The sequence below is a fragment of the Neptuniibacter sp. genome (assembly GCF_024231755.1).
Classification (GTDB): domain Bacteria; phylum Pseudomonadota; class Gammaproteobacteria; order Pseudomonadales; family Balneatricaceae; genus Neptuniibacter.
Window position 1 is genome coordinate 15,535 of the sequence record NZ_JAAEQH010000065.1, and the last position, 21,567, is coordinate 37,101.

Annotated in this window: 17 protein-coding genes; 13 read left to right on the forward strand and 4 right to left on the reverse strand. The window is 45.9% G+C overall.

Annotated features, from left to right (window positions below; translation table 11 throughout):
* Positions 1 to 20 precede the first annotated feature (20 nt).
* From GY843_RS03170 to GY843_RS03200, 7 genes are all read left to right on the forward strand, one after another.
* Positions 21 to 2,399 carry a methyl-accepting chemotaxis protein gene (locus GY843_RS03170; protein ID WP_297306439.1) on the forward strand — a complete coding sequence of 793 codons (2,379 nt, stop codon included), beginning with the start codon at positions 21 to 23 and terminating at the stop codon, positions 2,397 to 2,399.
* 82 nt (positions 2,400 to 2,481) lie between these two features.
* Positions 2,482 to 3,324: a CheR family methyltransferase gene (locus GY843_RS03175; protein WP_297306441.1), complete on the forward strand. Its 843-nt coding sequence runs from the start codon at positions 2,482 to 2,484 to the stop codon at positions 3,322 to 3,324.
* Positions 3,321 to 3,941, forward strand: a complete 621-nt coding sequence (locus tag GY843_RS03180) for a chemotaxis protein CheD (protein WP_297306443.1) — start codon at positions 3,321 to 3,323, stop codon at positions 3,939 to 3,941. Before GY843_RS03175 ends, GY843_RS03180 begins: the two co-directional genes overlap by 4 nt.
* A gap of 15 nt (positions 3,942 to 3,956) precedes the next feature.
* Positions 3,957 to 5,018, forward strand: coding sequence for a chemotaxis response regulator protein-glutamate methylesterase (locus tag GY843_RS03185; RefSeq protein WP_297306445.1), 1,062 nt, complete (start codon positions 3,957 to 3,959; stop codon positions 5,016 to 5,018).
* Positions 5,019 to 5,037: 19 nt separating this feature from the next.
* A complete protein-coding gene (locus tag GY843_RS03190) occupies positions 5,038 to 6,243 on the forward strand; it encodes a methyl-accepting chemotaxis protein (RefSeq protein ID WP_297306447.1) in 1,206 nt (401 codons plus the stop codon).
* 43 nt (positions 6,244 to 6,286) lie between these two features.
* Positions 6,287 to 6,595, forward strand: a complete 309-nt coding sequence (locus GY843_RS03195; protein ID WP_297306449.1) for an STAS domain-containing protein — start codon at positions 6,287 to 6,289, stop codon at positions 6,593 to 6,595.
* 8 nt (positions 6,596 to 6,603) lie between these two features.
* Positions 6,604 to 8,331, forward strand: coding sequence for a fused response regulator/phosphatase (locus GY843_RS03200; RefSeq protein WP_297306451.1), 1,728 nt, complete (start codon positions 6,604 to 6,606; stop codon positions 8,329 to 8,331).
* 31 nt (positions 8,332 to 8,362) lie between these two features.
* Here GY843_RS03200 and GY843_RS03205 read toward each other — a convergent pair whose 3' ends face one another.
* On the reverse strand, positions 8,363 to 9,121 hold the full coding sequence (locus GY843_RS03205; protein ID WP_297306453.1) for a TlyA family RNA methyltransferase: 759 nt from the start codon (positions 9,119 to 9,121) through the stop codon (positions 8,363 to 8,365).
* A gap of 109 nt (positions 9,122 to 9,230) precedes the next feature.
* On the opposite strand from GY843_RS03205, the gene GY843_RS03210 reads away from it, so the two are divergent.
* Together GY843_RS03210 and GY843_RS03215 are read left to right on the forward strand one after the other, a co-directional pair.
* Positions 9,231 to 9,686, forward strand: coding sequence for a hypothetical protein (locus tag GY843_RS03210; protein ID WP_297306454.1), 456 nt, complete (start codon positions 9,231 to 9,233; stop codon positions 9,684 to 9,686).
* A 45-nt stretch (positions 9,687 to 9,731) separates the two neighbouring features.
* On the forward strand, positions 9,732 to 10,118 hold the full coding sequence (locus GY843_RS03215; protein WP_297306456.1) for a RidA family protein: 387 nt from the start codon (positions 9,732 to 9,734) through the stop codon (positions 10,116 to 10,118).
* Positions 10,119 to 10,411: 293 nt separating this feature from the next.
* Here the strand turns inward: GY843_RS03215 and GY843_RS03220 are convergent, their stop codons facing one another.
* Positions 10,412 to 11,806, reverse strand: coding sequence for a PhoH family protein (locus tag GY843_RS03220; protein WP_297306457.1), 1,395 nt, complete (start codon positions 11,804 to 11,806; stop codon positions 10,412 to 10,414).
* A gap of 371 nt (positions 11,807 to 12,177) precedes the next feature.
* On the opposite strand from GY843_RS03220, the gene cobB reads away from it, so the two are divergent.
* Complete coding sequence (gene cobB, locus GY843_RS03225) at positions 12,178 to 12,888, forward strand: Sir2 family NAD+-dependent deacetylase (RefSeq protein WP_297306458.1); 711 nt, start codon at positions 12,178 to 12,180, stop codon at positions 12,886 to 12,888.
* Positions 12,889 to 13,151: 263 nt separating this feature from the next.
* On the forward strand, positions 13,152 to 14,525 hold the full coding sequence (gene ppnN / locus GY843_RS03230; protein WP_297306460.1) for a nucleotide 5'-monophosphate nucleosidase PpnN: 1,374 nt from the start codon (positions 13,152 to 13,154) through the stop codon (positions 14,523 to 14,525).
* A 42-nt stretch (positions 14,526 to 14,567) separates the two neighbouring features.
* On the opposite strand, the gene putA is transcribed toward ppnN, so the two are convergent.
* Both putA and GY843_RS03240 read right to left on the reverse strand, forming a co-directional pair.
* Positions 14,568 to 17,699 (reverse strand): bifunctional proline dehydrogenase/L-glutamate gamma-semialdehyde dehydrogenase PutA, encoded by a 3,132-nt coding sequence (putA, locus tag GY843_RS03235; protein ID WP_297306462.1) that lies wholly within the window; start codon positions 17,697 to 17,699, stop codon positions 14,568 to 14,570.
* A 127-nt stretch (positions 17,700 to 17,826) separates the two neighbouring features.
* Positions 17,827 to 19,008, reverse strand: coding sequence for an acetyl-CoA C-acyltransferase family protein (locus GY843_RS03240; protein ID WP_297306464.1), 1,182 nt, complete (start codon positions 19,006 to 19,008; stop codon positions 17,827 to 17,829).
* 286 nt (positions 19,009 to 19,294) lie between these two features.
* On the opposite strand from GY843_RS03240, the gene GY843_RS03245 reads away from it, so the two are divergent.
* Both GY843_RS03245 and GY843_RS03250 read left to right on the forward strand, forming a co-directional pair.
* Positions 19,295 to 20,554 carry a sodium:proton antiporter gene (locus tag GY843_RS03245; RefSeq protein WP_297306466.1) on the forward strand — a complete coding sequence of 420 codons (1,260 nt, stop codon included), beginning with the start codon at positions 19,295 to 19,297 and terminating at the stop codon, positions 20,552 to 20,554.
* Positions 20,554 to 21,342, forward strand: a complete 789-nt coding sequence (locus GY843_RS03250; protein WP_297306468.1) for a TIGR00266 family protein — start codon at positions 20,554 to 20,556, stop codon at positions 21,340 to 21,342. The genes GY843_RS03245 and GY843_RS03250 overlap by 1 nt, the downstream gene beginning before the upstream one ends.
* Positions 21,343 to 21,567: the final 225 nt, after the last annotated feature.

Here is a 21,567-nt window from a genome sequence, read left to right on the forward strand (position 1 = left end):
CGGGGTGCGGAGGAAAAAAAATGAAAATCAATGAGCCGGTTACGGATCGCGAAGTTAAGCTCAGAGATGGTCAGGAACTTGTTACTAAAACAAACCTGAAAGGAATAATTACCTACGTAAACCCAGGCTTTATTGAGGTCAGTGGTTTCAGCCGTGATGAGTTGATGGGTAAAAACCACAATGTGGTTCGTCATCCTGATATGCCTCCTGCTGCATTCAAGGATCTCTGGGAGACACTCAAACTTGGTCGTCCATGGTCAAAACTTGTAAAAAACCGTTGTAAAAACGGTGATTACTATTGGGTTAAGGCAAACGTAACACCGATCTTCCGTGACGGTGAGATTGTTGAGTATATGTCGGTACGTACCAAACCTTCACGTGAAGAGATTGAACAGTCTTCAGCTCTTTATTCAAAACTCAAACGTGGTGAGGCTAGCCTACCTTCTCCAAATAGAGTTTCGAAGAGTGATCTCGCTGGTCAATTGAGCAAGCATGCGATGGTGGCGGTTCTGGCGGCAGTACTGATCAATGCCGGTATCTATCTGGCGGGTTTGCCGGGGGCTGCCTTGATGGTAGGTCCATTCATTGCGTTCCTGATTATGCTGTTTGGGGCACAAAGTTGCCTAAGCAATAAAGTCATTAAGCCTCTTAATGAGGCAAGACGCCATATGCTTGATGTATCCGAAGGTGAGTATCTTGCACCAATTCCACTGGATGAAAACGGCGAAACTGGTGAGCTGAAGCGAATTATTAAAATTCTGGCGGTGAAACTCGGTTTTGAAGTGAATGATGCCAAGGAAGCTGCTAGTCGAGCACAACGCATCAAGGTAGCTTTGGATAATGTCTCTTCCAATGTGATGTTGGCGGATAACGAAGGTGAGATTATTTACTGTAATGACGCGGTACTGGGCATGATGCGTAATGCACAGGATGATATCCGTGAGCAGTTACCAGAGTTTGACGCGGATAAAATCCTGGGATCTAACTTCGACATTTTCCATAAGAACCCTGCGCATCAGCGCCGAATGCTGGAAGCTCTGCAAGGTACGCATAACGGTCGGATTAAGGTTGGTGTGCGTAGTTTTAATCTAACCGCTAACCCGGTTGTTGATGATCAGGGTGATCGCCTCGGTACCGTCGTAGAGTGGGTGGATATTACTGATCAGCTGATTGCTGAAGAGCAGGTTGAGCAACTGATCGAGAAAGCTTCCCATGGTGAGCTGGATCAGCGTCTGGATGTGGAAATTTATACTGGTTTTATGCGCAATATCGCTATCGGCGTAAACCAGATGCTGGATGCAGTTGTAGAACCAATGCGTGAAGTTAAGCATGTTCTGGGCGCTTTGTCTGAGGGCGATCTGACGCAGCAGATGAGTGGTAGCTATCAGGGTGAATTTGCGCAACTTAACGACTCTCTTGATGCGTCCATGCGCAACCTGAACAATATGGTCGGAGAGATCCGTTCTGCAGGTCATAGCATTACCACCGGTGCAACAGAGATCTCTAGCGGTAACGCGACTCTAAGCTCTCGTACAGAGGCTCAGGCTGCAAGCTTACAGGAAACAGCTGCCAGTATGGAGCAGATGACCAGTACTGTTAAGCAGAACGCGGATAACTCTGATCAGGCTCGCCAACAGGCGGCTGAGGCTCAGAGGTTGGCAGAAAAAGGTGGTGAGATCTCTAACAAGGTTGTGACCTCGATGGGAGATATCCGTGCCAGTTCAACGAAAATTGCAGAGATCATCGGCGTCATCGATGAAATCGCATTCCAGACTAACTTGTTGGCGCTGAATGCTGCTGTAGAGGCTGCCCGAGCGGGTGAACAGGGTCGAGGTTTTGCGGTAGTTGCATCTGAGGTACGTAGCCTTGCACAACGCAGTGCGAGTGCAGCTAAAGAGATTAAAGAACTGATCAGCGATAGTGTTGAAAAGGTAGAAGAGGGTGGCCTGTTTGTTGATGAGTCAGGCAAAGCATTAGCCGATATTATGGATGCTATTAAGAATGTATCCACAATTATCAGCGAAATTGCTGCGGCAAGTCGTGAACAGGCTATTGGTATTGAACAGGTTAATATTGCTGTGACGCAGATGGATGAAGGGACTCAGCAGAACGCCGCTCTGGTAGAACAGGTTGCTGCGGCATCTTCTTCCATGGAAGACCAGGCGGGGCAGTTGCAGCGTCTGGTGAATCAGTTCCGAGTTTCAGGGGTTGAACCTCAGGCACAAGTTGCACCGGCTCCTGGTAAACCGGAGACTGATGTTAATCGTATACGCTCCCTTGCTGCTCATACTGCTCCAGCACCGGTTACGGCTTCTCTACCTGAAGCCAAAAAAGCGGTGACACCACCTCAGACAATTGTTACTGCCAATGGCAGCGATGATGAGTGGGAAGAGTTCTAAGAGTTGATTTGAAACAGGTTGATCTGTCTTAACTGACAGATCAACTCCACCGTATGCTGTAACTTTTTCTTGAGGATATCGGATGACAGATAGCTCTGACAGAGAACGCGAATTTACTTTTACCCGGCAACACTTTGTAAAAGTGCGTGATGAGCTATATGACTATGCAGGCATTGTTCTAGCTGACCATAAGCAAGATATGGCATACAACCGACTGGTCAGACGGTTGCGTGAGCTAAAGATTGACAATTTCGACGAGTATCTACGCTATCTCGATGGCCACCCTGCGGAATTTACTCAGTTTATTAATGCGCTGACAACGAACCTCACAGCATTCTTTAGGGAACGTCATCACTTTGATTTTATAAAGGATCAGATTCTGCCTGATCTGGATAAGCAGGGAACCAGAAGGTTGCGTGGCTGGTCTGCAGGATGCTCTCTCGGTGAAGAGCCCTACAGTATGGCAATGACAATTCTCGATGCCGATACTGATGTTTCGGGATGGGATATCAAAATCCTGGCCACTGATATCGATTCGAAAGTTTTAGGTAGTGCTCAATCCGGTATCTATACCATGGATCGGATTAAAACCCTGCCTACAGCGTTAGTTCACCGCTGGTTCCTTAAGGGGAAAGGCAGCAACACAGGCAGTGTTAAAGTTCGTAAAGAACTGCAGAATATGATCAGCTTTAATTACCTGAACCTGATGCAGGATTGGCCAATTCAGGGACCGTTGGATTATATATTCTGCCGTAATGTGATGATCTATTTTGATCAAGCTACTCAGGCGAAATTATTAGATAAAATGGCAGATCTTTTGAAGCCCGACGGTTATCTGTTTGTAGGACACTCAGAAGCATTGGCTCGTCATGCAAGTCGCTTCGAACTGGTAGGTAAAACAATCTATCGCAAGGTGGGGGCATGAACATGAGATCATCTAGTCTTCCCCCTACGCTCAGAGGGTTTGAACACCATAATTTGTTCTGGGAACCTCGTTGGGATTGTTATGCGGTAAAGGTGAAACCGGGTGACTTTTACGTTTCAAATAGCGGAATTGTTATTACCACAGTATTAGGTTCATGTATCTCTGCCTGCATCCATGATCCTGTTGCAGGTTATGGTGGTTTGAATCATTTTATGTTGCCAGATAGTGGAACCCAAGGTGATCTAGATCGCTCTATGCGCTATGGGCTTTTTGCTATGGAGCAGCTGATTAACGAATTAATGAAACATGGTTGTCAGCGCGAAAGAATGCAGGTCAAGCTCACCGGTGGTGGGGATATGATGGGTGGATTAACGACCCGGATTGGCCAGCAGAATATCGATTTTATTTTGAAATACATTCAAGACGAAGGCTTATCACTCGAGGCTTCGGATCTTGGGGGCGATCAAGCTAGAAGGGTAGCTTATTTCCCTACGGAAGGGCGCATGTTGGTTAATAAATTAGATCATCGTGATGATCAGCGTCTTATCGAAGAAGAACGTTCATTCCGAGTGGATGTTGACCAGCATCTTGACGATACCGATGTCGAGTTGTTTTAAGGAATTAGATTGTATATGGATAAGACCAGGGTATTGATAGTAGACGACTCAGCGGTTGTGCGAAGTGTGTTGACTGAGTTGTTATCGATGGATCCGGCGATTGAAGTTGTTGGAGCTGCAGAAGATCCGTACGATGCGCGAGGCAAAATTAAAGAGCTGAAACCAGATGTTTTAACTCTGGATATTGAAATGCCGAAAATGGACGGTATTACCTTCCTGAAAAATTTGATGAAACTTAATCCCATGCCAGTGGTGATGCTGTCATCGCTGACCCATGAAGGTGCGGAATCAACCCTTCAGGCATTGGAATTGGGAGCGATAGATTATATGCCAAAACCGACTGCTTCTGAGTCGGATGAGGTATTGAAACAGTTCCAGGAAGAGTTGGTTACAAAAGTTAAAACGGCAGCAGGATCGGCTTCAAAGTTAAAATTCCGCAGGCCTGCAAATCGAAAAGACGTTTCTAATGATGATCGCCTTGCATCCGGTAATATCGTTAAAACGACGGGAAGTGTGATCGCGATAGGTTCATCAACCGGAGGAACTGAAGCACTACGAGATATTCTTGAGGTGTTGCATGATAATCTTCCGCCTATAGTTATTACTCAGCATATACCTGCGAGTTTCAGTGAACGTTTTGCTAACCGCCTTGATTCCCATTGCCAGGTAAAAGTAAAAGAAGCAGAAGATGGTGATATCTTAAAGCCCGGTTGTGCCTATATCGCCCCAGGTTCTAACCACTTATCAGTTAAAATGCATGGTCATCAACTGATAGCGCGTTTAGATCCGCGTGAGGCGGTCAACCGACATAAACCTTCTGTTGAAGTGATGTTTGATTCGTTACATAACATTGATGTGAATAAAGTAACGGCTATCATGCTGACGGGGATGGGCGAAGATGGTTCAATGGCCATGAAGCGATTAGCTGATGCGGGAGCGCATACTATAGTTCAGGATGAGGCCACGAGTCTGGTTTGGGGCATGCCGGGGATGGCGGTGAAATATGGCGCGGCTAAAGAAATTGTACCGTTGAATAAGATAGCAAAAAGACTGATTCAGCATCTGTCTGGAAAGTAATTGATGAAGGTAGCTTAAAATGAACCAGAAAAAAGTGATGTTGGTTGTAGCATTGTTGGCTACAGTGGTTTTGGCCATCGCTCAGTTTATGACGCTCGATAGCCTTATTTCACTTGTCTGTATTGTAGTTTTGTTTGTAACACTACTTCCTCAGTTATTTATGGCTGATGCTGCTCGTAACAAGGCTGTGACACAGGTGGTTACTCAGACTTCAGCAGGTGTTGATCCAGAGCTGCAGCATGCAATGAATGAGGTTTCACAAACTTTGGTTCATGATGCGATGATTGTTAATCAGGAGATCTCACGCGTAGATGGTCTGATTAAAGAAGCGGTTACTCTTATGAGTGAAAGCTTCCATAACATGCATGATCTTGCCAGCCGCCAAGCACAATTGACGTCTGAGATTATTTCTCAAACACATGAAGATGATATTCCGGCTGAGGAGTTGGATGCACAAGCCTTCAGTATTCAAAGCTTTATTCTTGAAACTGGCAAAACACTTGATCAGTTTGTCCAGATAATGGTTGATGTGAGTAAAAACAGTCTCGAGACAGTTCATCACATTGACGATATGGTTGAGAAACTGGATGGCATTTTTGGCTTGATAGAAAACGTAGAAGGCCTTGCCAGCCAGACTAACCTCTTGGCGTTGAATGCGAGCATCGAAGCCGCACGTGCCGGTGAAGCGGGTAGAGGGTTTGCGGTAGTAGCAGATGAGGTGCGCACACTTTCTATTAACTCTGCACAACTGAATAATGAGATCCGCGAAGAGATCGGTTCTGCAAAAGAGACAATTGAAATACTGCGCAGTACTGTTGGTAGTATGGCCTCTACCGACATGAGTGACACTATTGGAACCAAAGAAAAGATGGGTGTCATGCTGGAGCATATGTCGAATATGAACCACTTCCTAAATGAAAAAGTAATGGAAATTTCTCATATTGGCGATCAGTTGAGTGGGACTGTGGATAATGCAGTTCGCTCCCTTCAGTTTGAAGATATTTCATCCCAAGCCCTGAGCTCCATGGAGCACAATGTAAACTCCCTTAATGAAATTTCATCTTTAATCACTAATGTAGTGACTCCACAATTGGAAGTGGATCAGCAGGCTGCACAACACTGTATGAATCGTTGTAAAGCTCTGCGTGAAGAAGCACAGCAACGTAATGATGGACGCACGGTTGCTCAAAACGATATGGAAGAGGGTGACGTAGAGTTATTCTAAGTGAACCTGAATAAGCCTTTTTCAATGTATAACGAGATTTGATATGAGCGTATCCGTAACCAGTTCTGAAGAGAAAAAGTCTGTTAGCATCTCCGTGAGTAATCAGTTTGATTATTCACTACACCAGGACTTTCGTGACGCCTACCGAAATGTAACGGTAGCAGGTACAACTTTCTGTGTTGATCTATCTAAAGCAACTTATATGGACAGCTCCGCTTTAGGTATGATTCTGCTGTTAAAAGAGCATGCAGATAAGCTGGGAGGCAGAGTTGTTATCTCCAGACCAAATGACTCTGTTCATAAGATTCTTACAATTGCGAACTTTGATCAGTTTGTAACGATCGAGAGCTAAGGCAGCGTATGTCAGTTCAGACAGCATCTGACAAAAATAATAAGGTTCTTATTGCAGATGATATGCGCCTAAACCGCGAAGTTCTTGGCCAAATGGTCAGGGAAATGGGGTTAGAGGCAATCTTTGCTGAAAATGGACTAGATGCAGTGGCTCAATTTGAGCAGCAATCTCCAAGTCTGGTGTTGATGGATATCAACATGCCAGGGCAGGATGGCATCGAAGCGACTCGCGAAATCAAAAAATTAGCCGGTAATGCATTTATCCCGATTATTTATGTTTCGGGTGCAGAAGGTCAGGATGTAATTCGTAAGGCGATTGATGCGGGTGGCGATGATTTTATTCAGAGGCCGTTCCCGTTTGAGCTATTGGAAGGCAAAATAGTTGCTCTGCGTCGTATCTCTCAGCTTTATAGTCAGGTAAGTCACTTAAACCACTTGCGAGCCAGGGAGGAAGAGGTCGCTGAACAGTTGTTCAGTGGTGCTGTGGAATCTGGAAATGTTGCTCAAGATCAGGTCCGTATCCATAAACAGGCAGCTGAAACATTCAGTGGGGATGTTCAGTTAAGTGCATTTCGTCCTAATGGTGAGCTGAATGTTCTCTTGGGGGACTTTACCGGACATGGTTTAACATCGACAGTTGGTGCTTTGCCTCTTTCAGAGACATTCCGTGCTATGACTGCGAAAGGTTATGACGCTGAAGATATTATTGTTCAGATCAACCGCAAGCTACACGGCCTGTTACCCACTGGCATGTTCCTGGCTACCGCTGTTGTTACCCTAGCGAATGACGGGAGTGCCAAAATCTGGAATGGTGGTTTACCGGATGTCATGGTTGTTTCTGAAGGGCTTTTGAAACAGCGTGTAGCTTCCAGTCATCCACCTCTGGGTATTCTAAGAAGTTTGAATGATCTGCATTTTGAGCACATTAAACTAAAACCACAGGATCATGTTCTGTTGTTAAGTGATGGTGTGCTTGAAGCAGAAAACGAAAAAGGTGAGATGTTCGGAGAGGAACGCTTGCTTAATACTATAGGTGAGCAGGTATACGAGAAAGATACAGATATCGTTGACCTGATTCTCTCTGGCTTAAGAATTTTTGTTGGTGAGTATCCTCAGAAGGATGATATCTCTCTGATCAATATACCTGGGCGGGTAGTTTCGGAAGAATTCAAAGTTGTTACTACAGCTCAGGTTAACAGTGATGAGCAAGAAGCGAGTGAACCAGCAGTTCTGGATGTCTGGAACTGGAATCTTGAGCTTCAGGGACAAAGCCTTAGTCGGATAAACCCTGTTGCCCAAGCGTTGAGTCGCCTACAGGAATCGGAAGGTGGTGGAGATCAATGGCATAGTGTATTTAGCATCTTAACTGAGCTGTACGTTAATGCGCTTGATCATGGTGTTCTTGGATTAAATTCCTCTATCAAATCAACGCCGGAAGGTTTTGCGCAGTATTTCAGTGAGCGTGAGCATCGCCTGGAAAATTTACAGTTTGGTGCAGTTTCGCTTGATTTACAGCACACACGTTTAGCCAACGGTGGGCGTTTGGTGATTCGTGTAGAAGATAGTGGGGATGGTTTTGACTACGACTCCTGGCTTAATCAACAGAGTCAAAATAATACCAATCAGTTCTCTGGTCGAGGCATCGCTTTGGTTACAGAACTGTGCGAAAGTGTTCGTTATGACAACAGCGGCTCTTTGGTCGAAGTCGTCTTTACTTACTCTTCTTTAGAGGCTTAAAAGAAGCCGCTTTACAGAATGGGCTACAAGCCTAACGCTTTTGACCGATAAGCAAGAACTCCCGGTTACCATCCCCTCCGGTAATCGGGCTTTCCAGATAATCCGTAACGTTTACACCCAGTAATTCACAACAGTTGATAATGTTTTCTTTCACCTTTGGGTAGAGACTCTCATCACGGACGATACCCCCGCTTCCTATACCGGACTTTCCTACCTCAAACTGTGGTTTAACCAGTGAGATTAACAGGCCCTCTGGTTTCATAAGAGGGATCAGGGAAGGTAGTATTTTGGTTTGAGATATAAAAGATACGTCCATTACTGCGAGGTCAAAGCCTGATCCGTCCGTATGTGCTAAGAGCTTTTCCGCAGGAAGCTCACGTGCGTTCATGCCTTCATAGCAGACAACACGAGGGTCATCCCGAAGCTTGTCAGCTAACTGGTCGTAACCTACCTCTATGCCAACTACTTTGCTAATACCGTTCTGGATCAGACAGTCACTAAAGCCGCCGGTGGACTGGCCTACATCAATCGCCACTTTTCCAGTCAGATCAGCCTTGCAGTGTTCTAGGGCTCCTAGCAGTTTAAGGGCACCACGGGAGACAAAACGATCTGCTGGATCTTCGGCAACTTTCAACTCAATGTTAGCCTCAACTTTAAGGCCGGGTTTGGTAATGGCTTGCCATTGGCCCTTGAGGTTAGCCTGGACCTTTCCATTTTTAATCAGGCGTTGAGCATGGGTACGAGATTTGGCAAAGCCTAATTCAACCAAGAGTAGGTCAACACGCTGCATATAATGAATCCAATATTTTCAGGATGAAAGAAAACGAGCTGAATTATACGCAATCATTCAGGTCCGGTGTACACTACAGAGAAGTTGAGCAAACGCTTCAAGGATTTAGATGCGCGCAATAATTTTAGCGATATCACTTTTCAGTTGCACATTGATTGGTTCTACTATGATTAGCCCTTCTGTAGTTTGGGCTGCTAATGAGGCCGATCTATTGCAGTGCCGGAAGTATTCCACTGCTCAGGCGCGTAGCCAATGTGTTCAAATCTATAAGCGAAGTGATACCCGAGTTAACCAAAGTCGTTGTAAAAAATCGCTCGACTGCTGGAGCAAACGTTATCGTGAGCAGGCCGAGCAGTATTGTGCCAGAGCGTTTGCCATGCGAGCGGCTAAATCCAGTTTCTGGAGCGCTCACTGGTCCGGCCAGGACTTTGATCAGGTTCGTTGGTTGGATAAAGGCGAAGGCATTATGGTCTATTATGAGCGAGAAGCTACCACTGTGCTTGAGTGTACCTTTTATCCCACTCGACCATCTCGGGTTAAAGTTCGGATCGCTGCCGCTTCCTAAAATAAACTCGTATCGTTATTAATCATCACTATTTCAGGGATCACCATGAATAAGAGCATTATCTCTACTGAAAAGGCCCCAGCGGCTATTGGTACATACTCTCAAGCGGTAAAGGTTGGGAGTACTGTTTATATGTCTGGGCAGATCCCGCTTGTGCCGGAAACCATGGAGCTGATCACTGAATCATTTGAGGCTCAAGCAGATCAGGTTTTTAGAAACCTGCAGGCTGTAGCTGAAGCAGCAGGTGGAACATTGGCGGATGTAGTGAAAGTGACAATTCTTCTGTCAGATATGGACTACTTCGCGCAGGTAAATGAGGTCATGGCGCGTTACTTCTCTGAACCCTATCCTGCACGTGCAGCTTTTGCGGTTAAGCAGATCCCTAAAGGTGCCGATATTGAAGTGGAAGCGATTATGGTGACTGCAGAGTAACCTGATTGATAAGCCCTGACGGGAAATAGATAAAAATACCGGGTGATAGCTGACTGCCGACACCCGGAAATATCTCAGGGGAGGATTAAAGCTCCTTGTGAGAGCTTTAATTTCGCAGTTGAGATAGCTGCATTAAAAGCTTTTGTGCGGCGCATTATAGTAGTTCAGTACTGGAATAAAACTGTCACAATCTCCTGAACAAAATTCCGTATAAAAGAAAAAGCCCCTAAGCCTTAAGACTTGGGGGCTCTAGCGCTCTTTAGACTTTGGTAGTCTTATGCTAAATAATTACCTTAAAGGTGTTCTTCAGCGTATTCCGCAAGGCGAGAACGGAAGATACCTTCAAGGTGAATATTGGCTGCTCCTTCGTAATCTTTGAAGCGCTCAACCAGATATGTCAGACCCGACGTGAGTGGGGTTAGATAATTGGAATCAATCTGGGCGAGGTTGCCTAGACAGATAATCTTGGAGCCTTTACCACAGCGGGTCACGATAGTTTTCAGTTGTGATGGAGTTAGATTCTGAGCCTCATCTAACAGGACGATCGCATCCTGAATACTACGACCACGGATAAAGTTCAGAGACTTGAACTGAATGTTGGCCTTCTCAATCGCATATTTAACACTACTTTGTGGCCGCTCGTCATGCTCGTGCATCGCTTCTAGGTTATCCTGAATTGCGCTGAGCCACGGTGTCATCTTCTCTTCCTCTGTTCCCGGGAGGAAGCCAATATCTTCTGCTACTGGCGGAGTTGAGCGAGTGACAATAATTTTGTTGTAGCGGCGCTGTTCGATCACCATCTCCAGCGCACAAGCTAGAGCGATTAGGGTTTTACCAGAACCTGCGGCGCCGTTAAGAATGACCAGATCCAGATCCGGGTCAAGCACAGCGTCCATAGCAAAAGCCTGGAATACGTTGATCGGTTCTATACCCCAGCAGTTCTGCTGCATCAGACGATCTACACCTAGATCCATCAAGGTGACCTGTTCATCACGCACAGAAGCAACACGGGCTGCAAACTCTTCTGAGTCATCATAGATGTACTCACAAGGGTAGGTATCCGGTAGAAGTTCCTGGCTTACTTTGTGGAAAGTATGGCTGCCTTCCTGATAGCTGTTTACATCATCAACACGATCCCAGAAGTTACCTTCCAGATTACTGTGCCCGGCTGGTAGTAGATCAATATCTGATACCAATTGGTCTGTACGGTAATCCTCAACCCGCTTCAACCCTGCGCCCAGTGCTTTTAAGCGCATGTTGATATCTTTAGTGACCAGAATGATATCGCGATGCGGGTTAGTCGCCTGCAGGTGCAGGGCGCAGTTGATGATCTGGTTATCTTTATTGGCGTTATCAGGAAGGAATCCCTGACGGGCAGTCAGCTCGTGGTCAGGGAATATACTCAGCTGTCCCAAGCGCATATCGGAATTAACTGCTGTGATGGGGATCTCAATATCCACCCCTTTAGTTATCTCAGAGGCATCAGCCGATTTGCTCAGTATGTCATCAATGGCACGTATAGCAGCACGAGCTTCCTGAGAGACATTCTTTTTTCGGTCCTTTATATCGTCTAACTCTTCAAGCACGGTCATCGGAATAGTGATGTCCTGCTCCTTAAATTCATACAGACACTTTGGATCATGAAGTAATACGTTGGTGTCGAGAATATAGAGTTTAGAGGCGGTCATAGCCGGTTCCTTCTATAGCCGAGGGGAGTGTACAAGCCAAGTGGTGGTTTGTTTTAGGGCGAGTGCAGCCGGGACAGTGATCCGCAGCTGCAGTAGCAAAACATGTGATGTAAACGCTATCTATCGTTCGTGGCACTTTTGTCTCTCAGATGAGTGCGCTTTCCGGTCAGCTACTGATATTGGATCAGCGTGAAGTTAAGGTGACTGACCGTCCTTTATAGATTAGTTATAGTATCTAAAAAAACAATTTCTGAAATTGCGTTAGAAGTTGCGTTATATAGATCTTAGTAATACATCTCTTATGGGAGTATGACAAGAGGCAATTTTCCAGAAATGTTTTTAAAGCGGCGAGTTTTTAGAGGCGAGTGAATATGGCAATTCAATCCATTGTTATTTTAACGGGAGCAGGTATCTCTGCCGAATCAGGTATCCGCACCTTTCGCGCTTCAGATGGCCTATGGGAAGACCATAAGGTAGAGGATATTGCCACGCCTGAAGCTTTTTATCGTGATCCCTATCTTGTTCACCGTTTTTACAATGAGCGCCGTAAGCAACTGCTTTCCGAACCGGTTAAGCCTAATCCTGGACATATGGCTCTGGCTGAGTTGGAAAAACAGTTTCCCGGAGAAGTGTTATTGGTCACTCAGAACATTGATAACCTGCATGAAAGGGCTGGCAGTCGTAACCTGTTGCATATGCATGGTGAACTGCTGAATCTACGCTGCAAGGATTCAGGGGTTGTCTATCGTGTTGAAGAGGATTCTCAGCCAGAGGACCTCTGTCAGTGCTGTGGCTCATCAGGTAACCTGCGACCTGATATTGTCTGGTTTGGTGAGATGCCAATGTATATGGAAGATATCTATAACGCGCTGGAAAACTGTGATCTGTTTATTTCTGTAGGGACTTCGGGGCATGTGTACCCTGCGGCTGGTTTTGTTGAAGTGGCTAATGCCGCTGGTGCTGTGACAGTCGAGTTAAATCTTGAACCTTCACGCGTTGAATCTGCTTTTGATCACCGTATTTATGGTCCCGCTAGTGAAGTTGTGCCTGAGTTTGTAAAAGATATTCTGAAACAAGTTTAGAACTTCTTACCTTTTGATTTTAAATGGATTTTTGATTTTATTGGTTTTCTCTTCTACAGTTAATCATGGAACTTCACGTTAGTGCTGGTTGTCAGAATAGCTGTTAACTGTGGATTGTACCCTTTCATTTTTTCTTCATATCTTTCCTTAGATTCACAGAACGTTAACAGCCTGCACATAACAATATAGCTGATAGTAACCAGCCGTTTTTCGGGCCTTTTTCAGAGTTGAGCTAACAACTCTGGGTCCATGGAGGTAGTCTCATGATGACCGAGCAGTTTGTAAGCACCAGTGTCACACCCCAGGATAGCCTTAACTCACTTTCCCCTTATGAAGTGCATCAACTTCAGGATGCTAGCCAGGGTGGTTTATATCGCCTGTTTCGTCAATGTTCGCTAGCGGTTCTGAATACCGGTAGTGAGTTAGATAGCACCAAGCTGGTTCTGGATAAGTTTCGTAAATTCGATATACAGATCAGTCAGAAGCACCGCAGCGTGCAGCTGGAGCTGGTTAATGCCCCGGCTTCTGCGTTTGTGGATGGAGAGATTATTACCGGTATCCGTGAGCATCTTTTCTCTGTCGTAAGGGATCTGCTGTATGTGGGATCTGAGCAGGGTAAATTCTGTCCCGGCGTAACCGCTTCAGAAGCGACGACAAATCAGGTGTTTCACATCCTGCGTCATGCGGGTGCGATCAGGCCCCATATTAAGCCGGATCTGGTAGTGTGCTGGGGAGGTCATTCTATTGATCGACATGAGTACGATTACACTAAAAAAGTCGGTTATGAAATGGGATTGCGTGGCCTGAATATCTGTACTGGTTGTGGCCCGGGTGCGATGAAAGGTCCAATGAAAGGGGCGACAATTTCTCATGCCAAACAACGCATTAAAGATGGTCGCTACGTGGGCATATCTGAGCCGGGAATCATCGCGGCAGAAAGCCCAAACCCGATTGTGAATGAGCTGATCATCATGCCGGATATTGAGAAACGTTTGGAGGCGTTTGTCCGGTTAGGCCACGGGATTGTTATCTTCCCAGGAGGGGCAGGGACAGCCGAAGAGTTGCTTTATATTCTGGGTATTTTGCTTAATGAGCGAAATCATAATCTACCATTTCCACTGGTCCTGACAGGACCTGCGGGGAGTGAAGAGTATTTTGCAACGGTGGATAATTTTATCCGTTCAACGCTGGGCGATCATGCTACCTCAATGTACCGGATCATTGTTGATGACGAGCATCAGGTTGCGGAAACCATGCGTGAAGGGTTGGAGCAGGTGACTAAGTTTCGTAAGGCGACGAGTGAATCTTTCCACTACAACTGGCAGCTACATATTCCGGAAGACTTCCAGAAACCGTTTGAGCCCACTCATGAAAATATGGCGGGATTACAGCTGAGTAGTGATCAGACTGAGTTTGAACTTGCTTCAAATCTGCGTTGTGCGCTTTCGGGTATTGTTGCAGGTAATGTTAAGGAGCCAGGTATTCAGGCAATTGAGGAGCATGGGCCATTTGAGATCAGAGGTGAACCGGAGATAATGCAACCGTTGGATACACTGCTGGCATCTTTTGTGGAGCAGCGTCGGATGAAAATCAACTATCAGGAATATCAGCCCTGTTACTCATTGAAGCCAATATGATAGTTGGACGGACTGGGGCAGGTTGAAACTGCCCCCTGGCTGTTATGAGCGGCTTAGCAGTTCCCTGTTTCCACCGGAGGCTGTGGTATTACGAGTAATGGTCTGTTCGCGTACAAAGCGTTTCAGGTAGTTGGGACCTCCAGCTTTAGGGCCAGTGCCAGATAACCCGAAACCGCCAAAAGGTTGTGAGGCTACGACTGCGCCGACCTGATCCCGGTTAATGTAGATATTCCCCACATCAACTTGAGAGCAGATCTGCTCGATAAAATGATCATTACGTGAATGTATGCCTAGGGTCAGGCCAAACCCTGTTCGATTGATCTCACTAATCATACGATCAAGATTATTGCGATCATATCTGATCAGATGCAGCACTGAGCCGAAGCATTCATCATGGAGTTCATCCAGTGAGTGAAGGCGGATCAGTGTGGGGGGAACAAAGTAGCCATTGTTATGGAAGTCATCCAGCTCCAGTTCATGGATAATCCGGTTTTTGACGCGCTGCCTTTCGATGTGTTGGAAGAGCTTATCCATCGCCGATTTACTGATAACAGGGCCGATATCTGTACTGATATCTTCTGTAGAGCCTACTACGAGTTCGTTCATTGCGCCGATTAGTTTCTGCTCTACCAAATCAGCAATCTCGTCCTGTACATATAGAACCCGAAGGGCAGAGCAACGTTGGCCGGCGCTGTTAAATGCAGAGCGGATACAATCCATCACTAGTTGTTCAGGCAGAGCTGTACTGTCAGCGATCATTGCATTTTGCCCGCCTGTTTCAGCTATAAGTGTGGCGAGAGGGCCACCGTGACGGTTAGCTAAGGCACGGTTTATCTCTGTTGCAGTGGTTGTTGAACCTGTGAAAGTAACACCCTGGATTCTAGAATCATTAAGTACAGCTGATGAGAGGCTGCTTCCCTGAAATGGTACGAGCTGAAGGGCAAAAGGCGGTAACCCCGCTTCATACCATAACTCCACAGCCCGGTAAGCGATCAAGGAACAATGAGATGATGGTTTCGCTAAGACAGTATTTCCGCAGACTAACGCTGCTGCTATTTGACCAGTGAAAATAGCGAGAGGGAAGTTCCAGGGGCTAATGCAGAGGAAAACCCCTTTGCCTTGGTAAAACAATCTGTTTTCTTCACCTGTTACGGATACCAGTTTTTGCGGAGTTAATATTTCTTCTGCCTGATTTGCGTAGTAGTAACAGAAGTCGACGGCTTCGCGGATCTCATCTAAAGCATCGGCTAGACATTTACCGGCTTCCTTTACACATAGATTCACAAGCTCATCTTTGTGTTTTTCCAGCAGGACTGCGTAGTTTCGTAGTAGTTGAGCTCGTTTTGTAAGTGACTCAGCTCGCCATACAGGAAGAAAATTTTCTGCACTACTAATAGCTTGTTTGATCTGCTCTGAGGAACAGGAGCTACGGTAACCTATCGCCTGGTCCAGCTTATAGGGTGAATATGTCTGAGTAAGTTCATCTCCCTCGCATATCTCTCCATCAATAACCGGCTGGCAATACCACTGTTTGTGATTATTTGAGGTTAAGGCTGATTGCCAGCTTTGTATACAGAGGATACTACCCAAATTGGTACCAGAGGAGTTCTCCCTGATGGGTTGAAATACATCCTTAGGGAGCTTGATTGAGGCGGAACTGGTTGCTTCTTTTAACTGTGTGCATGGTAAGGATAATAGCTTATTAACTGGGATAGTTGGGTCATGTAGCTTGAACAGAAAAGATGAGTTAGCTCCATTTTCCAATAGCCTTCTTACTAAATACGGCAGTAGGGTTTGCTGTGAGCCAATAGGGGCGTATATCCGGCAAGGTATCTTGTGATTCTTCTGTACCACGGCATAGAGTTTTTCACCCATACCGTGCAGGCGCTGAAACTCAAAACTCTTCTTACTTTCCTGATTCAGTATATAAGCAATAGTCAGGGCGTTATGAGTGGCAAACTGCGGTTGTAGTAATACAGATTGCGGCGATAGCAGGAAACGGCTGCAGACCAGATAGGAGAGGTCAGTAGCGGCTTTCTGGGTGTATACAGGATAATCTTCCAATCCCTGTTGCTGGGCATGTTTTATCTCACTGTCCCAGTATGCACCCTTTACCAAACGCACAGGAATAGGGGTGTCAGTATCCTGAGCTAAAGCTTCAAGCCAAGCCAATACCGGTAGCGCTCGTTTGTTATAGGCTTGAACTGCTAAGCCCAGCTTGCCCCAGCCTAGACAAAGCTCGCTGCGAATCAGCTGTTCAAAGATAAGTAGCGAAAGTTCCAATCGATCTGACTCTTCAGCGTCGATGGTAATGGCTATATCCAGATTACGAGCTGTGACTAACAGTTGCAGTAGTCGATGCATCAGACCTTTCTGCAGATCCTCAAGCTTTGTATTTTCCAGACGTGGATGTAGAGCCGATAGCTTGATAGAGATGCTGGTATTGTTCTGCTGATTCTGTTCGCCGGTAGCCTGAATTGCTTCCAGATACGCATTGAAGTAGAAGTCCACATCCGCAGCGCATATGGCTGCTTCGCCCAACATATCAAAAGAGAATGGGGAGGATTCCGGTGGGTAATCACAGCGTTGTTCTAGTGCCTGCTGTATATCCTCGGCAAAGACAAATTGCCCACCAAGACTGTTAAGTGTGTATTTCAGAGCCTTGAGCGTTGTGCTTTTACCCAGGCGCTCCCAGAGCGAGTGAATCAGGCTTTCAGGCTTTTTATCTGAGCTGATGAGTTGCTGGCTGATTGCCAGTCCCCAGACCGTGCTTAGATCAAACCAACTGCTTTGTTGGTTTTCTGGGAGAAAGTTATGTAACTCTAATGTTTCAATTTTATCCCTTATCAGCTCTTCAGCTGTTCCTGCATCTGGAATACGCAACAAGGCTTCCGCTAGCGATAGTAAAGCCAACCCTTCATCACTGTTTAAGCCGAATTTACTCATCAGTTCATTAACTGAGAACGGATCACTTGGTTCTTTTCGTAGGGTTTCGATCCAGGTTTTTGCTGGGGAAGAGGCTTGGCTGGAGGAATCCTCATTAGGAATCTGATCCAGTAGTTGGTGGATTAATTCGTCTTCGTTACAGCAATAATAGTGAGACAGAGCACTCCATAATTCGGCCTGATCGTATTGGGAGAATTCCGATGAGAAAAGATCGCCAACTGACAACATCTGACTATAGGTTCCATTACAGAGTTTTGTAAGTCAGTGTAGACCAGCGCAAAAGAAAAGGGGACAGATTTGGAAATAGGGGACAGGTTTAAACCTGTCCCCAGGGAGTACTTATTCGAAAGTTAGGTTATACGCGCTCAAAGATTACCGCGATACCCTGACCACCACCGATACACATAGTTACCAGTGCGTATTTACCTTCGATGCGTTCCAGTTCGTAAACAGCTTTAGTTGCAATGAATGCACCTGAACAACCTACTGGGTGACCCAGAGCGATTGCACCACCGTTCGGGTTAGTTTTTTCCATATCCAGGCCAAGACCTTTTGCAACAGCAATAGCCTGTGCCGCAAACGCTTCGTTGGACTCGATTACGTCCATATCATCCAGAGTCAGACCTGCTTTCTCTAGTGCCAGTTTAGACGCTGGAATTGGGCCTTCACCCATGACCTCGTTTGATACACCCGCTACTGCGTAAGATTTGATCTTAGCGATTGGCTTCTGACCAGCAGCTTCAGCAGCTTCTGCAGATGCCAGTACGAAGAACGCTGCACCATCGTTGATACCAGATGCGTTACCCGCAGTTACAGTACCGTCTTTCTTGAATGCTGGGCGCATACCAGACAGTTTTTCTGCAGTAGTACCTGGCTTGCAGTGCTCGTCAGTATCGAATACTACTTCGCCTTTACGTGTTTTCTGAACGATTGGTACGATCTGAGATTTGAAGCGACCTTCTTCAATTGCAATAGCCGCACGGCGGTGAGATTCAGCAGCAAACTCATCCTGCTCTTCACGGCTGATGTCCCACTTCTCAGCCAGGTTTTCAGCAGTGATACCCATGTGGCCAGCACCGAATGGATCTGTCAGTACAGAAACCATGGAATCCAATACCTTAGTGTCTCCCATACGCGCACCGGAACGCATTGCTGTAGACAGGTAAGCACCGCGAGACATTACTTCAACACCACCGCCGATACCATAATCACAATCGCCCAGCATGATCTGCTGTGCTGTTGTTACGATACCCTGAAGGCCAGAAGAACATAGACGGTTAACAGACATCGCAACGGAGTCCATTGGCAGGCCAGCCTGAATAGATGCAACACGAGCCACATAAGCATAACGTGATTCAGTTGGAATACAGTTACCTACAGTTACATAGTTAATCTTTTCTGGATCAGCACCAGAGCGGTTTACAGCTTCTTTCATTACCTGTCCCGCCAGTTCAGCTGGTTCGATACCGCTTAAGCTACCACCAAATCCACCAATTGCTGAACGTACTGCACTTAGAACTACAACTTCTTTAGTCACGAATCATAACTCCTGATTTTTTTGTCGTATCACCTGTAACTGTCTAGCAAATAGCATACAGATGTACATATATCCCATCTTTTGAACACGTAGTTTATGCCTACTGTGCCAAACTTGAATAGACACAATATCATTGGATTGTGACTAACACATAATCAAATCAGGGAGACTGCGTACGACATAGGTCTAATTTCTGGGTGTTTTTTAGACTGATGTCTTAGGTTTAGGGAACTAAAATCAGTATGAGTGTTTCGAAACTCCGAGCAATTTTGGGTAGGGAGACGTGATGGATACAGCCAATCTGATACTGTTATTTATAGCGATGCTGCTGGTAGCGGCTATGCTGCAGCCCTTATCTCAGTTTCTAAAACTACCACACAGCCTGCTTCTCGTTCTGGCTGGTTTTATCGGCAGTGAAGTTGTCGTATCACTGGGAGTCGATACAGGGTTGCGTTGGTATCACTTTCACACTTTAGTTTTTTATATCTTTCTGCCAGCTCTGATTTTTGAGTCCGCCCTGCATATCGATCTGAAGGCGTTATTAAAAAAACTATTTCCTATTCTGCTGCTCTCAACCCCGATGATGTTGCTGGCTACATTGGTTAGTGCAGCGTTTTTATATTGGGGTATTGGTTACCCAGATTATTTCCCTTGGTTGGCGGCTCTACTTTGTGGCGCTTTGTTATCAGCCACTGATCCGGCGGCGGTGATTAGCCTATTCAAGAAGGTAGGCGTGTCGGATGAGGTAATTCTTCTGCTGGAAGGAGAGAGCCTTTTTAATGATGCGGTAGCTATATTGCTGTTTGGTTTGTTCAGCAGTCTGTTGTTGATGCCTGGAGAGACATTCTCGGTCACTTATGCTGTGGAAAGGTTTGCATTGGTGTTTTTGGGCGGGACTTTAGTTGGGGTTATTACTTTTGCGTTGATGGCAACGCTGTTTCTGTTTATCAGAGACAACTTTGCCCGGATGATCTTTATGGTTAGCGCAACTTATGGCGGGTATCTCGTGGCTGAATCAGTACTTCATCTATCTGGGGTGATGTCGGTACTGGTTGCCGGATTAGGTTTTGGTGAACTATTAAGGAGAGAGAATAAAAACGGTTCTACCGCGAAGGACCAGTCAGAAAAGCTTGCGGAATTGTGGCGATTTAATGGACAGCTAGCGGAAACACTTATTTTTCTCCTACTGGGAATGACCATTACCTGGGGTATGTTCGAACAGCAGTGGCTAGCGATGTTACTGGGTATTGCCGCAGTTTTAATTTCTAGGGCCGCTGGATTATTGGTAACAATGCCGGTTATAAATCTGTTTTCAGGCTCATTATCCTCAGGAACAAAAGTTAACTGGCAGGAGCAGATTGTGCTTTACTGGGGAGGTGTCAGAGGAGCGGTGACTATTGCGCTCGCCTTATCACTGCCTCTTGAGTTGGAGTCCTGGTTTACCATTCAGTCAATTGCGTACGGTGTTGTTCTGTTTTCTCTTTGTATCCAGACCAGTACAACACCTCTATTGGTTAAAGCGATTAAGTTAAAAAGGAATAAGTAATGAGATGCCATGAAGTAGATTATGAAATTATCGGTGAAGCGCTACAGGTTGTAGAAGTTGAGCTTGATCCGGGCGAAAAGGTGATCGCTGAAGCGGGCATGATGAACTACATGGAAGATGGGATCTCTTTCGAAACCAAGATGGGGGATGGCTCTGAACCCGATCAGGGTTTTATGGGAAAACTGTTTTCTGCCGGGAAGCGTATGGTGACGGGGGAATCTGTGTTCATGACCCATTTTGCTAACGATGGGTCGGGTAAGAAACGAGTTGCATTTGCTGCGCCTTATCCAGGTTCCATCGTTCCCCTGAATATGGCAGAGCTTGGGGGGAGAGTTATCTGCCAGAAGGATGCTTTCCTTTGTGCGGCATTAGGCACAAAAGTTGAGATCGCTTTTTCCAAAAAGCTTGGTGCAGGTTTCTTTGGCGGTGAAGGCTTCATCCTGCAGAAGTTGGAAGGGGATGGCATGGCCTTCATTCAAGCAGGCGGCACAATAGTTAGGAAAGAATTGAACAATGAAACTCTGCGCGTGGATACCGGTTGTTTGGTTGGATTTACCGAGGGGGTTGAATATGACATCGAGATGGTCAAAGGGCTGAAATCGATGATATTTGGTGGTGAAGGCCTTTGGTTGGCAACCCTAAGGGGAACTGGTTCTGTATGGATACAGAGTTTACCTTTCTCGCGCTTGGCAGACCGTCTCATCGCATCTGCTCCTTCTTCTGGTGGTTCCGATCAGGGTGAAGGTTCTGTTCTTGGGGGAATAGGTCGTATGCTGGATGGGGATTAATTAAAACGGAATGCCTGTGATGACTATGACAACTGCATGAAACTAGTTATATTTAATCCCCTTGGATTTTGTTGGCTTTTTATGTTCAGGTTCTTTGTTTATTTTCATGTAAGAACTTAGGAAGAGCCGAACGGTTGTTACAGGTGTTATCTTGAGAAATAAACTGGTTATTACATTAACCACAGTACATGGTTCCCGCCAATACACGTTAAATCAGGTAGCTAA